This window comes from Streptococcus halitosis (assembly GCF_027691175.1).
Taxonomy (GTDB): Bacteria; Bacillota; Bacilli; order Lactobacillales; family Streptococcaceae; genus Streptococcus; species Streptococcus halitosis_A.
The window spans coordinates 349,527-367,292 of sequence record NZ_JAQFBD010000001.1 but is presented as its reverse complement, the minus strand read 5'-3'; the positions used below and the strand labels follow the sequence as shown (position 1 = coordinate 367,292).

18 protein-coding genes are annotated in these 17,766 nt (G+C 34.7%); all 18 read right to left on the bottom strand.

Annotated elements, in window-relative coordinates; genetic code table 11:
• Positions 1–7 precede the first annotated feature (7 nt).
• Positions 8–1,108: a UDP-galactopyranose mutase gene (glf, locus tag PG086_RS01845; RefSeq protein WP_033583815.1), complete on the bottom strand. Its 1,101-nt coding sequence runs from the start codon at positions 1,106–1,108 to the stop codon at positions 8–10.
• Between the two features lie 13 nt (positions 1,109–1,121).
• The gene (locus PG086_RS01840) at positions 1,122–2,120 is read right to left on the bottom strand and encodes an acyltransferase (RefSeq protein WP_033583817.1); all 999 of its coding nucleotides are present in this window, start codon (positions 2,118–2,120) and stop codon (positions 1,122–1,124) included.
• A 1-nt stretch (position 2,121) separates the two neighbouring features.
• Positions 2,122–3,537: a flippase gene (locus PG086_RS01835; RefSeq protein ID WP_033583819.1), complete on the bottom strand. Its 1,416-nt coding sequence runs from the start codon at positions 3,535–3,537 to the stop codon at positions 2,122–2,124.
• A gap of 119 nt (positions 3,538–3,656) precedes the next feature.
• Positions 3,657–4,412 carry a DUF4422 domain-containing protein gene (locus PG086_RS01830; protein WP_033583821.1) on the bottom strand — a complete coding sequence of 252 codons (756 nt, stop codon included), beginning with the start codon at positions 4,410–4,412 and terminating at the stop codon, positions 3,657–3,659.
• Entirely contained in the window at positions 4,412–5,140 is a 729-nt protein-coding gene (locus tag PG086_RS01825; RefSeq protein WP_033583823.1) for a glycosyltransferase family 2 protein, read from the bottom strand. Before PG086_RS01825 ends, PG086_RS01830 begins: the two co-directional genes overlap by 1 nt.
• On the bottom strand, positions 5,112–6,311 hold the full coding sequence (locus PG086_RS01820; protein WP_033583824.1) for a hypothetical protein: 1,200 nt from the start codon (positions 6,309–6,311) through the stop codon (positions 5,112–5,114). Before PG086_RS01820 ends, PG086_RS01825 begins: the two co-directional genes overlap by 29 nt.
• A gap of 24 nt (positions 6,312–6,335) precedes the next feature.
• Complete coding sequence (locus tag PG086_RS01815; protein ID WP_049479869.1) at positions 6,336–7,262, bottom strand: glycosyltransferase; 927 nt, start codon at positions 7,260–7,262, stop codon at positions 6,336–6,338.
• Between the two features lie 7 nt (positions 7,263–7,269).
• Complete coding sequence (locus PG086_RS01810) at positions 7,270–8,361, bottom strand: glycosyltransferase family 1 protein (protein WP_033583826.1); 1,092 nt, start codon at positions 8,359–8,361, stop codon at positions 7,270–7,272.
• Between the two features lie 31 nt (positions 8,362–8,392).
• A complete protein-coding gene (locus PG086_RS01805) occupies positions 8,393–8,872 on the bottom strand; it encodes a glycosyltransferase (protein ID WP_033583828.1) in 480 nt (159 codons plus the stop codon).
• Positions 8,872–9,321 carry a PssD/Cps14F family polysaccharide biosynthesis glycosyltransferase gene (pssD, locus tag PG086_RS01800; protein ID WP_025172328.1) on the bottom strand — a complete coding sequence of 150 codons (450 nt, stop codon included), beginning with the start codon at positions 9,319–9,321 and terminating at the stop codon, positions 8,872–8,874. The genes PG086_RS01805 and pssD overlap by 1 nt, the downstream gene beginning before the upstream one ends.
• A 29-nt stretch (positions 9,322–9,350) precedes the next feature.
• On the bottom strand, positions 9,351–10,172 hold the full coding sequence (locus PG086_RS01795) for a LicD family protein (RefSeq protein ID WP_270747523.1): 822 nt from the start codon (positions 10,170–10,172) through the stop codon (positions 9,351–9,353).
• 22 nt (positions 10,173–10,194) lie between these two features.
• Positions 10,195–10,596 carry a glycerol-3-phosphate cytidylyltransferase gene (gene tagD / locus PG086_RS01790; protein WP_000756020.1) on the bottom strand — a complete coding sequence of 134 codons (402 nt, stop codon included), beginning with the start codon at positions 10,594–10,596 and terminating at the stop codon, positions 10,195–10,197.
• A gap of 3 nt (positions 10,597–10,599) precedes the next feature.
• Positions 10,600–11,967, bottom strand: coding sequence for a sugar transferase (locus tag PG086_RS01785; RefSeq protein WP_061598028.1), 1,368 nt, complete (start codon positions 11,965–11,967; stop codon positions 10,600–10,602).
• A gap of 22 nt (positions 11,968–11,989) precedes the next feature.
• Positions 11,990–12,673, bottom strand: coding sequence for a tyrosine-protein kinase (locus PG086_RS01780; RefSeq protein WP_270747520.1), 684 nt, complete (start codon positions 12,671–12,673; stop codon positions 11,990–11,992).
• 9 nt (positions 12,674–12,682) lie between these two features.
• The gene (gene cpsC / locus PG086_RS01775) at positions 12,683–13,375 is read right to left on the bottom strand and encodes a capsular polysaccharide biosynthesis protein CpsC (RefSeq protein ID WP_000664132.1); all 693 of its coding nucleotides are present in this window, start codon (positions 13,373–13,375) and stop codon (positions 12,683–12,685) included.
• Positions 13,376–13,383: 8 nt separating this feature from the next.
• Positions 13,384–14,115, bottom strand: a complete 732-nt coding sequence (cps4B, locus tag PG086_RS01770) for a capsular polysaccharide biosynthesis protein Cps4B (protein WP_061598030.1) — start codon at positions 14,113–14,115, stop codon at positions 13,384–13,386.
• A 1-nt stretch (position 14,116) separates the two neighbouring features.
• Positions 14,117–15,562: an LCP family protein gene (locus PG086_RS01765; RefSeq protein ID WP_270747517.1), complete on the bottom strand. Its 1,446-nt coding sequence runs from the start codon at positions 15,560–15,562 to the stop codon at positions 14,117–14,119.
• A gap of 191 nt (positions 15,563–15,753) precedes the next feature.
• Positions 15,754–17,715 (bottom strand): peptide ABC transporter substrate-binding protein, encoded by a 1,962-nt coding sequence (locus PG086_RS01760; RefSeq protein ID WP_270747516.1) that lies wholly within the window; start codon positions 17,713–17,715, stop codon positions 15,754–15,756.
• Positions 17,716–17,766: the final 51 nt, after the last annotated feature.

Below are 17,766 nucleotides of genomic sequence, written 5' to 3'. Positions count from 1 at the left end.
TTATGTTTCAATTACTAAACTCTTCCTCTACCACATTCAGAGCACGCTCGATTACCACATGCATATCGTAGTATTTATAATCTGCCAAACGTCCACAGAAAATCACCTTATCATTCTGTGCCGCTTCTTCTTGATATTTAGCAAAGATAGCATTGTTTCTCTCATCATTGATTGGATAATAAGGCTCATCACCTCGCTTCCAGTCAGCAGGATATTCACGCGTAATAACTGTCTTTGGTTGCGCTCCGTATTCGAAGTGCTTGTGTTCAATGATGCGAGTATAAGGAATTTCACGCTCTGTATAGTTAACAACTGCATTTCCTTGATAGTTTTCTTCATCTAGAACTTCATGCTCAAAACGAAGACTACGGTATTCTAACTCACCATGCTTATAATCAAAGTATTGGTCAATCATCCCTGTAAAGACAACTTTTTCAGCAGAAGTCTCTAATTCTTGACGATTGGCAAAAAAGTCAACGCCAAGTTCTACTTCTAAATCCTTCAGCATATTTTCGATGATAACGTTGTAACCCCCAATTGGAATCCCTTGATAACGGTCATTAAAATAATTATTATCAAAGGTTAAACGAACTGGCAAGCGTTTAATGATAAATGGTGGGAGGTCTGTTGCAGAACGTCCCCATTGTTTTTCAGTATATCCCTTAATCAACTTTTCATAGATATCCGGACCAATCAACTTAATAGCTTGTTCTTCCAAGTTTTTAGGCTCAACATCTTTCATATGAGCCGTTTGTTCAGCTATCTTATCTTTCACTTCTTGAGGAGTCTTGGTTCCCCACATAGCATAGAAAGTATTCATGTTAAAAGGAAGATTGTAAAGACTGCCCTTGTAATTGGCTATAGGCGAGTTGATATAGTTGTTAAATTCAGCAAATTGATTTACATAATCCCAGACTTTTTTGTTTGAAGTATGGAAAATGTGGGCACCGTACTTGTGAACGTTAATACCTTCAACGTCCTCACAGTAGATATTACCACCAATATGATTACGCTTATCAATCACTTTTACTTTTTTCCCACGCTTGGTCGCTTCATAAGCAAAAATTACTCCCGACAAACCAGCACCAACGATTAGATAGTCGTACATTTTGTTCTCCTTTTTATAATTTAACAATTCGATTGAAATAAGGGATTTTCATTAACATTCCAACAATAATAAAACTAACACTTAAAGTAAATATAACAAAAAGTAAATATGCTCCTACAAAACTAAAACCAAATAGTTTTTCCCACAACTTCATAATGTAAGTGTGTATTATAAAAACTCCCATGGTTTGATTAGAAAGAAAAACAATCCATTTGTTGTTATCTTGATTCAATGCAAGTGAGAATATAGTTAGAAAAATTCCTAAACTTACAACTTTGACAAATAGAAGATCATAAAAATATTCAGCAAAAAAATTATGGTAGGTGGTTCTTGCTAAGAAAAATAATATTAAAGGCGAAACCAGGAACAAAAGTACTACGATTATTTTCATCCATCTCTTAAACCTATTTTTGATAATATCTTTGTCAAATTGAGCTATAAAGCCACCTAAAAGATAATAGAAAAACCAAGTCCATAACCTAAAGGTTTGTATAACATATGTTTGTATTGGCATTTGAAGTACAATATTTGTTAACTCAAAAATCAAACCAATAACCAGCAATACAGATAGAGTGTATAAATAACTTCTTTTTGAATTAAGGAATTTTTTCAAAATAGGCAAACATATATAAATAAGTATAAGCGCACCAAAAAACCAAAACTGGAAGAAATACCCCTTTTGTATCAAAGAACCCACAATTTTTTTAATTGGATTAACTGTAAAGTCACGTTTAAAAAGCCAAATGATTACGGACCATGACGATACTGTTATCAGAATCCACTTTACTTTCTGCAGTATATAGGAATAGGTAATCTCTCTCTTTCCTAACAATAAATAACCATTAACCATAAAAAATAAAGGAATAGAATAGGTTCCTAAATAGTATAAATATGTCGAAAAATTCCATGAACCTGTCTCTTTAAATCCCCCCATCGCTGTATGGAGTAGAACAACCCCAACACATGCAAGTACTTTTAGTAGATCTAAGTTAATATTTCGATATTTGCGCATTCTAATTTTTCCTAATTATTTGTTTTAATCCTTTCACATCTACCACTTTTAGAGATAGAATCGCAAAAAGATAAATGATTCCACCAATCACGGCAAATGCTAAAACATTTACGATTGGCGAAAAATGTATAACTGTTTTTGAAACTAGCAGGAGGCCATACATAATAGCTGATGCTAGAATAATCTTCATCATCGATCCGATAATCGGAACATCTTTTATATATTTGCGAGTAAAGAACAGTTGAATTGCCCAAACAAAGGCTTCAGTCAAGACCGAGACAATTGCAGCCCCCATATAACCAAGTTTGGGAAGAAACAACAAATTTAATCCCACACTGGTAATTGCGGGAACCGTTGTTGAAATCATAAATTCTTTATTTTTATTATGTGGAATTAAAATCTGAATTCCCATAATATTGGTCCAGCCGATAAAGAACATCCTAAAGATCATGATTGCTATCGCGAAACGTGCATCTTGAAAATCTTGACCAAGGAAAAATTGAACAAAATCGTCATTAACAATCAACATACCTGTCATAATCGGAAAAATAATCAAATTATAAACTAGAAATGAAATCTCATGCATCTTATTGACTTCTTCATGATTGTTTGTTGCTAATAAATTAGCAACTCGAGGCAACATGACGCTCCCCAATGACGTTACCAAGGTTAATAAAATATTCACCAATTTAAGTGCCTGATCATAGATTCCTACATCTTTTGTAGAGGCTAAAACTCCAAGCATCGTACGATCTAAAGTAACGTATAAAGAGATTGCTATCTGAGGAAGAAATAATAAAATAATTGGTTTCAAATGGTACCTAGCGTATTTTAAATCAACATGGGGCTTCCCAATAAACTCTCGGGCCGGCAACCACATACTTAATTGTCCCAATAGCTCAAATATTGTTAATAAGAACACATAAAGGTAAAGGTCGTTAGTAGATTTGACAAACAGGAAAATCGAGATTACCCCAACGAGTTTTACCGTAATATTTCGAACAGTAATTTTACGAAAATCCTCTAACCCTTGAAAAAGCCAGGAAATATCTAAACCTTTAGAAACTAAACTCAATCCCAAAATATAGGCTACTGGGTTTTGCATTGAAGGAAGGTTAACGCAAAAAATACAATATAAGGAGATTGAAAGGATTGTAGCACCTAATTGTAAAAAGTAGATACCCCAAAAGTTTTTATTAATCTCATTACGATGTCCAGAAATCACCTTGGTCCCATAGTTGGCGACACCTAAAGTAGCGAGCAATATAAAGTAAGTTACTATAGAACTATAATATCCATAATCACCTAACTCTTGAGAACTAAAGATTCTAGTAATATAGGGTGTAGTTATTATTGGGAGAACAACTACTAGTATCTGATATGACAAATTATAAACATAATTCTTTAAAATCTTCATCTTTAATTAACTTAGTCTTTCTAGGAGTATTTATAAAGACAGTGCAATAAAACTTAATTAGAAAAGAGAGAATAGCACCTTGAAAGATTTATTAACAATCTACTTTTATAAATAAACTACTACTTATTAAATAATTTCTTCTGAATTCTTTGTAAGAGTCCTGGTTCTTCTGTTGAAAAAACTGGAAACTCTTTTACAGTTAGTTGTTTCTTATGTACCCATACATTAATTAAACGTTCGGCAACAAAACCAATCATACGAGTATTGTAACTATCATATCTTGAGTAATCAATCTTCTTATCTAATTCAAAAAGAATCGGAAATAACCAACTGCAATATTCATCCATCATTTCTCTAGACATTATAAACATATTATAACAGTATCCTGTTTTTTCTTTAGAAAACCAATTAAAAGCATCAAGGTAATCTTTATTGTTTTCTGAAATAATCTGTCTACACATTTCCCAAACTTCATGATCGTGATTCTTGTTAAAAAACTCTTCAGCGGTATACCCGTTATACTCGTTCATACCCTTTGATGGTAATATTACATCATAATCATTTAATTGTTTTAGAATATCATTCTTTGTTAAAATAGAATTCTGTTTAAAAAAACGCTTGTTTTTCCCAAAATAACGTCTATAATGGCATAAACCAACAATATCATCTTTAGAATTTTTCCAAATCCAATACAATCCTGTTAATTCACAAAATGTAAAGTTTCTATCAGAAATATTATCATCTCCCTGATTATCTCTTAAATAATTCTTTTCTCCAATATTCTTATTCGCGCCCACCAATATAGGGATATATAGGTCCTGGTCTTGAACTTGATTATAAGATTTATGTGTTGCGACGTATAGCTTCACTTCCATTACACTCCCTTAATATAAAACCTTAATTTCCTATAAAGACATTTAAATTTTAATAGAACAGGATTACTGGGCCAAACTCCAAAAAAAGTGTATATTACTGAATAATTTTTAGAGTATTTTTTCAATAACCATTGTATCGCATCAAAATAATTAAGGTTTAAAGATTTCCCATCTGACACATGCCATAACTCACTTGGAAAAACTAATACTGGCGAATTGATTAACTTCATCTGTAATGCATAGTCTGTTCCATATAAATGCCAGGTAGGACCGATTATACTAAATTGATTCGTACTAAAAACTTTTTTCGGAATAATAATCAAACACTCATCAATTGCATCAACTTCAACAGGGGTACTTATAGATTTACTAGCCGCTTTTGTTTTCGGGTCCCCATGAAAAATATTTGAAAAACTGACGACCTTTCCCTCAATATTCTTTACCCCTGCTACTCCTGCTACTCCAAATATGAAATTTCTACAATAAGATTCTAGTTTTGCTAACTCAAAGTCATCTTGAAAACTAATATCTTGATGAACAAAAAATAGATAATCACCTTTTGCTTGTTTGCCTCCAAAATTCAAAGCCTCAGCAGCAGAATTAAATCCATATTTATTGGAATCCACTATAATAAGTTCATATTTAACATCTTTTTGTCTAGATAAAGATGATTTAAGAATTGTATTTAACTTATCGTAATTATTCGATACGCATATAAGTGATATCATCTCCAATTCCCTCTCTTTCATCTAAAAACGTTCTCGCAATTAAAAACAAAAATGGATTAAACCACAATAAAAATAATTGTGGGTCAATACAAGCTCTTACTGACCAAAAAATTAACACAATCAATAAAGTTTTATTTTGATTAATTATAACTTTTCTCATTATAATTGAATAGCTTATTAACATAAGGAAAAAAATTATTGTTCCATAGCTTATAAGTATATTGATGTACGACGAATCTACATAAAAATAAGAATTTGCCGAAGTATCCCATTGAACATGAGTTCCAAATAATCTTAGAGGGTACCTCCTTAAACCTTCTTGACCAAATCTCAACCTTTGACTCAATAAGTTATTTATTAAAGATAATAAACTATTTCTACTATCAAATTTTGCTGTCAGCCAATAAGTCATATACGCCATAATTGGATAAATAAGAGTAAGTAAATATTTCAGAAATTTAAAATTCATATTGATTGATATAAATCTTCTCGAAAACGATATCAAAAGAAGGATAAATACCATAATAAAAGTAAGACGGGTATCTGTGTATTTATAAATAACTATATTTAATAGTACACAAATAAAAAGCTCTTTTATTGTCCAATATTTTTCACCTTTTAAATACACATATTCCAGCAATATACTCAGGAAATAATTCGGAGTAAATGATGTGTAATTAAAACCTAGCCCATACCGTGAGCGGATCACACCTCCTGAATATGTTAAGGTTAGCTCGTTTGGAATAATACCAAGTAAAGAGCTTACTACAACAGTTCCTACAACTCCAATCTGGCAAAACATTGTATTCCTTACCAAATTACGAAAATTAATATCCCTTGAAGAATATATAAGAGTCAAAGTATATGCTACAAAGGAGGCGTTACCATTATCATAACTTACAATAAAACCTATAAGAAGTATAATTGGAGTAATGATTATCGATTTTATCTTAGATTTACCTAACATAAATTTAAGTAACAGAAAAAACAACCCCACATACTCCCAAATTTTTATTATTCCATAGGGATGTATAAAATCTTTATAAAAGGTCGAAGTAAACAGCCATGCTATTAGCCAAGGATAAAAAGCTAATCCAAAAAGAAACTCATTCAATTTTACATCAGTTTTAACTCTTGATGGACTCACTTTGAATCCCCCCTTTTCTTTCACTAATACTCTTTAACATTACTAGAATTACTCCTTCATATATAACACTATAAAATCAGTAATATATGACCTGAACGACCAATACAACTTATGATATTTAAATAATTTAAAAAATATAAATACATTCTTTTTCATAAATAATTCTCTTCGATTTTTTCCCCATAGAATGTAGTCGTTCAAAACACTAATTTGTTCATTTGAAAGTGATAAATCATGTTGTTTACTAAATTTATCTAATCTCTGAAGCAAATCATCATAATAAATAACCTGCTCTTTTCTCCTTAGGAAACTTCTTTCTCTGCTACCAGTCGCGTTGCTATCGTGTCTTCTAAAATCGATAGTAGAGTAGGAGTAAATGTATAACCCATTAAGAAGCGAAGCTAGCCTCCATAACAAGGCATCATGTGCATCTTCGTTACTTCGGATTTCTAAAAAATATGGAATAATCTTTTTGTTCACCGCATAAACACACCCTGGCCTTCTAATATGAAAGAAGTTATCTAAAAAATTTGGTTGATACACTGCCTCACTATTATCCAAATCACTTTTATCCAATTTAATCTTGACACCATCACCAACATAAAAAGGTGTGTAATTAGAGGCTAACAACAAAATCTTATCATTATTCTCCATAATCTTAGACATTTTTTGAATTTTATCTAAATGCCAAATATCATCTTGATCACAAAGAAAAACGATATCTCCTTTCGCCTCCTCTAATAACATGGCAAAATTATTCTTCCATCCTTGATTTTCTTTATTTTTTTTTATAGACCAATTATCCAACTTATATTTAGCAATATAATCTTCAATTATTTGAACAGTATCATCTGTAGATGCATCATCACTAATCAAGACTTCCTCAGCAAGGCGGGTTTGATTTCTTAGAGTATCTAACTGTTCAACAATATATTCATCACCATTAAATGTTGATAATACAATTGATATATTCATTGTATTCTTACTCCCCAATCAACTTTTTATACTCATTCTCTAATTTTTTAGCCTCAATTCTGATATCATAGTTTGATTTTTGAGCTAGGTCAATATTTTCTCTAGATTTTTCCAATCTGTTTATATATGAAAAATCTTCAATAGCTTTTATCCAAGTACTTACGTTGTCAATTGGTAATTGTTGGATACTATTTGTGAAGATGCACTCATCAGAAATTGTCGTTGAAAGAATAGATTGAATTCCATTAATTTGCCACTCAATAGCAACTAAAGGCAACCCCTCGTATAAACTCGGTAATAGCATTATATCCATAGCAGAGATAAACGATTGCATATCCGAATACCGATTCAAAAAAACAATTGAATTTTCCAATTTTCGTTCTTTTACACATCTCTTAACATCCTCTACTTTTTCTCCTTCACCGACCAAAAACAATTTTACATCCTTCTGCTTACATTTCATTTCATCCATTAAATCCAGAAGAAATGTATGATTTTTTTGAATATTGAATCTGCCTACATGTCCTAATGCAAGTGTATTTTCTTTTAATGAATGTGTTGTCCGAAATACTCGGCGAAGATGAGGATTAAAACTATATTTTTCTACATCCCTGGCATTATGTATAACTTTAAATCGTTTATCCTTAAAAAGCCATTCTCCTGCCTTTTCACCACACGCCCAAGATTGAGTATATAAAGTGTAAAAAAAAGGACGTAACATTCTGTCTAGTAGAATATGATTACACGTTGTATTATGACTATGCGCTATTCTTACAGGAACTCCCATAATTTTTGCTATAAACAATTCAATTGACATAAGAGCACTACTCCCGTGGACATGTACAACATCGTATTTTCCTACTTTTAAGAGTTCAAGGAATTCTCTCATATATGCCAGTATTGAGGATTTCTTTCTTTCAATTTCTACAATCTGAACACCTAATACTTGAAATTTTAATTTATCTTCTAACAACGGTTTATTAGTAGCTAGAATCGTCACTTCAATTTCACTCAAGTCCATGTATTCGAGGTATGAATATATAAATGTTCCAATCCCATCAGAAAACAAACCTCCTGTTGGAATATGCAAAATTTTCATCAAGTGTCTCCTTCTATGCTCTTCGTCATTTTTACTCAACTAATTCTGCAATCAAATTTGAAAAATGTTGTACAAAGCATTCATTATTAGATTTAACGGCAATACTACTAGATGGATTCAGGTATTCTTGGATTTTTTTAATATCCTCTATGACTACTAAATCATATCCCTCCTGAACAATCCTATTACAAAAATCTAACTGATGGTCATTCACATGTTCTCCAAATTTTTTTCTTCTCGGAACAACTACTGGTCTTTTCCCCTTAGCAATAACATTCATAAATGTAGCAGGACCACCATGAGTAATAACTATATCCGCTTTTTCCATTAGGTTATTCATCTCATCATATGAAAGAAAACGTTCCCATCTGCAAAATCGAGGTTGATAGTCTGAAAAACCAACTTGGATAAATACATCCGACGTAATGACGCCCTCTTCTTTCAATTCATCAATCTCTTTTATTAGTCTATTAAATTGTTGCTCATGCGTACCGACAGTTACAAAAATCATTAGAAAATTCCTCCCAAATTGATTGCCTTGGGATAGATTTTTTTCATTTCTTCCCATTGGACAATGAATCTATCTGTAACAGGGTATACTATTTTGCCAGTCATTGTCGGAGCGTCTACACGATCAAATACTTCTATATAAACAGTTTTAGCACCAAAGATTTTACCTAAATAAAAGAACGGTATTGCAACCGCTGCCCCGGATGAAATGATAACATCTGGCCTTTCTTTATATAATATTCTTAAAGCAAGAAATGTATTTTTTATTAGATTTTTTATATTACGATTAGTCGGATAATAGCAATAATGACATTTTTCATTTGATAAAATACTTCGAGCATCTTCTTTATCAAAAGTAACCCATAGTCTATCTTTATCCTGCCAAAATGGTTTCAATAGATAGAGATGATTTAAATGTCCACCGCTAGATCCTACTAGACAAAGTTTTATCTCTTTTTTAGACAAAGTTATGAATTCTCCTATTTTTCTACGTATGGCCCAAAATCAATTTTAATTCGTTTGTGATGATTTCGTTGATTCTCAGGTGGAAGCTGCATATAGTCACCATACATATGTTTTAAGTATGCTTTATAATTCTTCATTCCCCATAATTTTATATCCTCAAAGGAATAACTTTCAACTTCGTCTAACCACACTTTGGGAAAAGTTTCTTTCTTTATTCCATAACTACCATCACTAACCACTACATTATCAGCATTGGTACTCTGCCCTAGTAATATACACTTCTCCTTCATCTTTTTCAAAAAAGATATTGAGAACACATGTGTGGCAAGCTTAGCTAGCTTATACGCTAATCGTTTTTTTCTATCGTTGTCCCCATATCCACATTTTATCCATAATAGATTTCGGAATAACCAAAATCCTTTAAGTTGAATGAATCGTCTAAAAGGCTTGGGACAGATATTATCAATCGGAAAAATATCAATATAAATTCCATCATGAACATTTGCATCTAAAGAAAATTCCTCAGAAACATGTGTGTTATTGAGACGTAGTTTCACAAAATTAAATGGATAATTCAAATCTGTTTGATCTGTCTGTAGAAAATATTTTTCCCTGTCCAAATCCGAAACACATAATTCTTTAAATCTTTCAAAATCCTCTCTTGGCATACCAAAATCCATATCATCGTCCCACGGGATGAATCCATTATGGCGTATAGCCCCTAGAAAAGTTCCTGCTAGCATCACGATTTTTAAATTATATTTTTCACATATTTTTAACACTTCTGAAGCTAACAAAAGTTCTAAGTTATGTAACTGTTCTAATTCATCTGTCATATGGTTATCTCAAACTCCGTTTTTAATATTCTCTAGTTGCCAATGAATTCTTGATTTCAGTTGTACTGATTTCAGGAGTCCGTGGTAAATAGACCACTTCAACTCCTTCCTTCTCTAAAAAATCAAATTTCCCCTTCCAATCATCTCCCATAACAAAGGTATCTATGTGATATTCATGGACATCTGTCACTTTTTGTTCCCAAGATTCTTCGGGTATTACTAAATCAACATACCTAACAGCCTCTACGAGTGTTTTTCTTTGTTCATATGTAAAATAACATTTTTTTTGTTTTTCATTCCAGTTGAATTCATCAGTTGAAATCACAACAATTAAATAATCGCCTAACGATTTAGCCCTTTTAAGAAGATTAATATGACCATAGTGCAACAAATCAAATGTTCCATATGTTATGACTTTTTTCATTTCTTACTTCGCCCCTTCTCTCATAAATACCACTTTGACGGTCTTTAACAATATTTCAATATCTTTCCAGATGGTCCAATCATCAATATAAGCTACGTCCAGCTTGACAACATCATCAAAGTCCGTGATTTTACTACGACCACTCACCTGCCATAGACCAGTAATTCCAGGCTTAAAACTAAGACGACGTTTCTGTTCAGGAGTATATTTTTCATACTCATCAACTGTTGGGGGACGTGTCCCAACCAAACTCATATCTCCCATTAAAACATTCCAAAACTGAGGGAGTTCATCTAGACTGGTCTTACGGATAAATCTCCCTATCTTTGTTATACGAGGATCATCATCGACTTTAAACATACCACCTTGCATGGTATTTTGTGCAAGGAGCTCTTGTTTCTTTTTCTCAGCATCCACGCACATAGATCTAAATTTATAAAAAGTGAAATGTCGACCATTTTTTCCGATACGAGTTTGAGAAAAAATAGCGGGTCCGCCATCTTTTCGAATCACCGGAACCAAAACAATACTCACCAATCCACAAATAAGTAGGCCGATAATTGAACCTATGATATCAATGAAGCGTTTAGCAATGACATGGCTTGTCTTATAAAATTTTGTAGAAAACGTAATGACATTCAAGCCTGCCATTCCGCGAATCTTTTTATCGCTACCTAGATAGTTATTGAAAGCATTCAGGTTGACTGTCACATCAATTCCCATTGTTTCAAAAAGAGAGATGAACTCCCCGATGTCGTACTTTTCACTTGGTAAATTGATAAAAACTTCATCAACAACTTCATGGGTAGCAAAGTCTAAGATGTTCTCTGCAGGTACAACGGTTACGGATGCATGCTGAAAATTAGGCTGATCCAAAACACTGACCGCCACCAATTCCCAAAAAATATCTCCCGACTCTATCAGTCTATCCACAACTTTCTCAACTCTGGAAGTAGCTGTTATCAAGAATATCTTTTTACTCCCCTTGAAATTTGGAAAGATACGTCTCCTATAGCGTTTAATGCACAGATTCAACAAATACAACAAAATAGAATGTATTGTCAAAAAATAAATCATGCCTCGTCTAGAGATACTAAAACGATCTTCTAAAAAGAAGTTTGAAATACTGATGGCTAAAGCAAAGAAAACGATATATTTTGTAGTGCTGATAAACTCAGCCAAATAGCCCCTTTTAAAAAAATCACGCTCATAATCACTAATGCTAAAGACAACAAAATGCAGAATGAACAAGATGATAACAGAGGTGTTCACAATCTCTGTTTCTCTAACAAAACTAAGTAAATAAGCTAATATAATGACAAGAAAACTCTGGATTGCCGCCAAAGTAATCTTCAATCCTTTTTCTTCCATAATATCTTCCCTAAGCTATCTCTTATTTTTTCCCGTAAGAGCCATAAGCTCCATATGATCCATATTTTTCAACCGAGGTATTCAATTTATTTAATACAATCCCTAAGAATGGTTTACTTGTTTGTTCCAATTGTTCTTTGGCTTTTTGGATATCACGTCGATTTGTTTCACCAGCTGCAGTCACCAAAATCGAAGCATCACATTTCTGAGTGATGATAGCCGCATCAATCACAACCCCGATAGGAGCGGTGTCCACAATGATGTAATCAAAGTACTTGCGCAAAGTATCAAGCATAGTCTTAAAATTCTCACTTTGTAACAAAGCTGTGGGATTTGGAGAAACGGAACCAGCTTGAATGACAAACAAATTTTCAACATTCGTCTCACATAACCCTTGTGATAAATCTGTTGTCCCTGATAAGAATTCTGTTAATCCCGTAATCTTTTCACGTGATTTAAAAACACCTGACATGACAGAATTACGAATATCGGCATCAATTAAAAGCGTCTTATATCCAGCACGCGCAAAGGCCCAAGCAATATTGGTAGAAGTAGTTGACTTCCCTTCCCCTGGTTTTACTGATGTAATTGAAATAACTTTTAAGTTATTTCCACTCAATTGTATATTGGTACGAAGCGCATTGTAATATTCCTCTGCTTTTCTTGCCAAATCTAATTTTTTTTGTGCAATTTCTAACGTTGGCATTTTTCTCTCCTATTTCAATTTATCCAAATTTGGAACTACTCCCAATAGTGCAATTTGCATAACATCTTCAACGTCTTCTGGTCGTTTAACACGTGTATCTAGGAGTTCAATAAGGAGAACCGCGACAATCATCACAACCGCTCCAGCGAGAAATCCAATCATGGTATTACGACGAATGTTTGGTGAAGATGGTGAGGTTGCTGGGCGAGCCTCTTCGAGTGTCGTCACATCTGAAACCCGTGTAACACTTATAATCTTTTGAGCTGCAACCTCTCTCAATGAGTTGGCGATGCGACTTGCTTCTTCAGGCGCACGATCTGTAACAGAGATCGATACGATACGTGTATCAGCCGGTACGGTCACCTTGATTTTACTAGCCAAACCTTTTGAAGGAAGATCCAGTTTCAAATCCGTTGCGACCTTCTCCAAAACGTCTTGTGATAGAATAATTTCGCGATAGTCTTTAACCAAGTAAGATCCTGCTTGCAAATCTTGGTTTGTCAATCCAGGCTTATCTCCCTGATTACGATTAACTACATAGATACGTGTCGTACTGGTATATTCAGGTTTTACGATAAAGCTACTGTAGGCAAAGGCTACTACCCCAGTTACGATTGCTACCAGTGCAATTAGAACTTTCCGTTTCCAAAGGATTTTAAGTAATTGAAATACATCAATTTCCATCATATTTTGTTCTTTCATTGTTTCTCCTAAATCAATTGATCCATTATTATTTTTCGTGGGTTATCTTTGAAGAGTTCCTTCGCCTTATCTTCGCCATACTTTTTAGCAATGATATCATAGGCTTCTTCCATATGAGGTGGTCTGCGATCCAAGTTATGCATATCACTAGCGATGACGTGAACTAGATCACGTTCCAAGAAATACTGAGCTCTCTTTTTCATGAATTTGTAAGTTTCTCCAAAGAGTTTTGGTTTCAAAACATGAGAACTATTGACCTGGGTATAGCACCCCATATCAATCAGTTCCTGAACTCGCTTTTCATTATTTTCTAGAGCATCATAACGCTCAATATGGGCAACAACTGGTGTAATCCCTAACATGAGAATATCGCTCAGTCCTTTATGTATATCTCGATAGGGTGTATTCATGCTAAACTCAATCAAAGCATAGTGACTATCATTGAGGGTTGGAATCAATTTCTTTTCCAATTTTTCGACAACATCTGGCGTATAGTATATTTCTGCGCCATAGGCGATGACAAGATCATCTGCCACCTCCTTGGCTATTTCGCGAACTTTCAAAAAGTTAGTTGCTATCTTCTCTTCTGGTGTCTCAAACATCCCTTTCCGACGATGAGATGTGGAAACAATGGTCCTAACCCCTTGACTATAGGCTTCTCTTAAAAGGTTTTTACTCTCCTCTATCGACTTTGGACCATCATCCACATCAAAAACGATGTGTGAATGGATGTCTATCATGCTACTTGCCCTCCATCACATCTTTGATAGCTGCCTTGGCTGCAGCCAAGCTACTTTCATCAATTTCCATCATATAGAGGTTGCTATCTGGCATAGCATAGGATGGAAGGTCCGTTCTTCCAGTTCCTTTTAAGTCTTGGGAATTGACCTTATACTGACCGCCACTATCCAACTGTGTATTAACCAAGTCCATCATGGTTTCCAAAGGCATATTGGTTTGAAGAGAATCTTGCAATCCTTGAATAATATTGTCATAATTCTTTAAAGCATCCGTTGATGTTAACTTCTGAATGATGGCAACAATGACTTTTTGCTGGTTCCGACCGCGGTCGCGGTCTCCATCCGCTAGAGAGTAGCGTTCGCGGACAAAACCAAGGGCTTTTTCAGAGTCTAGATGGACATTCCCGACAGGAAAATGGTACTGCCCATGCAAAGAAGTGAAATCTTGGTCATTATAAACATCCACACCACCTAGAAGGTCAATCAATTTCAAGAAAGAGGTGAAATTCAAACGAACATAGTAGTTAATATCAACTCCATATAGGTTTTCCAAGGTATGAATTGATGAGTCCACTCCATAAATCCCTGCGTGAGTCAATTTATCCTTTTGATTATTTCCTCCGTCCGCGATCGGAACATAAGAATCTCGAGGTGTTGTGGTGAGAAGGATTTTCTTAGTATCTCGATTTACAGTCATCAAGATGTTGACGTCTGAACGTGAAACCGAACTGATAGGTCCGTAGGTATCAATACCACTGATATAAATATTAAAGGATTGATTCTTAGATACCTTTGGTGCCGCAACATCCTTGGTTAGTTTTTTCGTATAGATTTTCTTAATCTTCGAAGCATAATCTGGATACTCTGCTTCAATGATATTTTCAAAGACACTGTTCAAGACAATCGCTTTCGCATCACCTGAAATCAAGCTCTTATAGGCTGCTAAGTAAGATGCACTTTGTTCAACCGTCAAGTCTTTGCTCTGAGTCGTCTTAATATCCGCTATCAATTTTTGGATATTGTCACTATCCGTTTCAGTCGGACCTGTCACACTATCCAACTGGGTAACGTTGTTGATTTCACTATCTTTTAGAACCACAACACTCATCGAATACTCTGAGTAGTTTGATGTCGCATTGATGTGATTAGTCAAGCCTACAAATTGGTGCAGAGCAAATAGCGAAACCGAACTAGTCAACACCGCAAGTACCAAAAAGAAAATCGTGAACTTTTCGGCTTTCTTATATACTATCAAAAGTAGAGCTGCGACAGCAGATAGTAAAACTAGAACTGCAGCTAAGATATTGAGATGCCTAAAGGCTAGGATGTTATGCCTAAAAATTAAGAACAACAAAGAGCCACTCAATAATAAATAAATGGCTAATAAGGCTATATTAATACTTCGCTTCACATTTCCTGAACGATTTCTCTTTGAACGTCTACTCATGGCAATCCCCTATACACGTTAATAATTATGATTATTATATCACAATCATGAAAGAAATTCCATCCATTCCTGCTATTATCAGCGTTTTCATTCATTTTTTCTTAGCTATATTTTGAATTTATGACTTCCATTAACAGAATCCTTGATAAAACAAAAACAAGACCCCTTATTATGGGGCCCCATTTCTGTTTTTATTTGATATGGTTTTCAAACTCTTTTTGGCTCTTTTCGATAGCCTTTTTACTTTCTTCTTCCCACTTAGCCTTGGCTTCGTCAAATTGTTTCTTGGTAACAGGGTCTTTTTGCAGTCTCATGTACTTATAATTATTTCCGTCACCCTTGATACCCACTAGGGAGTAGGCACGTGTAAACGGAGTTACCTTAGTTACAGAGGCTGTACCGCCATTTGACATAGCAGACATGATTAGAGAATTGTCAATCATCCAAGCTTGGGCTTCGGCGTATTTTTCATAACGCTTAGCGACATCTTTGTTCTCGGCATCTGCTTCTTTCAGGAGTTGTGTATAGGTATCGAGCCCCAAACTCTTGATGATCTCTTGGTCTTCCTTGGCATCAAGGCCAAAAATCTTGAGATAGAAGCCAGTTTCAGCATTGAAGGGGTCTAGATAAGTTGATGGATCCTGGTAATCACCAACCCAACCATCAAAGTTTAAGTCGTAGTCACGAGCTGCTGGATTTGGCGCTAGGAAGGCGATATTTCCAAAGTCATCTGTAGAAAGCTGTTGAACATCAATGACGACATTGTCAGAACCTAGTACTGTTTCAAGGGTTTGTTTAACCGAGTTCATGCCAGAAACCGCATTTTTATTCGTCTGATCAACAGGGACATCCAAATGGATTGGGAAAGTCACGCCTTGAGCTTCCAATTCCTTTTTAGCTTCCGCAAATTTTGCTTGGGCCTTTTCCTTGTTAAAGTAAGCATCTTGAGCGTCTGCCAAATTGATACCTGACCAATCAGTTCCGTAGTTCACAAGCTTAGAAGCTGTTACTTCTCCAAAGGTCTTATCTCCCACCTGGACAAATGTTGGAGGAACTAGAGTATTACGAAGGGTTTTACTCGCTGCTTCTTCACCGTTAGATTGAGCAGAGTAGGCTGTTCGATCAATACCAAAGTTGATAGCCTGACGGAAATTTTTATTTAAGATAGCTGTTTGAGCTGATTTCTTTTGTTCATCCGTTGTTTTAGCGGTATGATTATAGGTTTTGCGGTTGACGTTAAAGTTAAAGTACCAAGATGTCTTGTCTTGTAAGCTATAGACGATATTGTCTTGGTATTTTTCTTTTGTCTTAGCATAGTTCGAACTATTTGGATAGACTCCTGCAATCGAGTAAGCACCACTTTCAAAGTTTCGAATGGTCATCTCCTGATCTGACCCATCAAAGTAGGCTAACTTAACTTTTTCAATGGTCACTTTATCATGGTCATAATAGTGTGGATTCTTCACATATTCGATCGAAGATTTTGATGTGAAATCTTTTAACAAATACGGACCATTATAAAGGATACTATCTGGTGTCAAGGTACCAAAATCCTTATCCTTTGATTTCAAGAACTCTTCATTGACTGGGAAAAGGATACTATTAGTCGTCTTTGAATTCCAGTACGGTTCTGGTCGAGTCAAAGTGTACTCGACTGTGTAGTCATCCAAGGCTTTGACACCAACAGTTGAAAAGTCATTGGTCACACCCGTCACATAGCCATCTAATCCCTTGATTGAATTTTGGATCAGATCCATGGCTTGCCCCTTGTTGTCCGCGGCATATTTGATCCCAGTGACAAAATCCTGAGCTTTAACTGAAGCATATTCCTCACCGTCAGCTGTATACCACTTGGCATCTTTTCTGAGCTTGTAGGTATAGGTCAAACCATCTGATGAAACAGACCAATCCTCCGCAAGAGCAGGTACAAGGTTCCCATAGCTGTCATTTTCTAACAAGCCATCTACAAGATTGGTAATAACGGCAGTGTTATCTGCATAATAATCTAGGAGATAGTTAAAAGTTGTTGGATTCGCACTAAATGTTGATGAATAAGTGCTAGTATCTGTGTTGGACTGCCCACATGCCGAGAGCAAAATCCCTGTCGCTAAGACAAGACCTGTCCCGATTAGTCTTTTTTTCAGTTTGATCATCACTCACTCCTTTATGTCAGTTTTTATAACATAACCATATTTTATCAAATT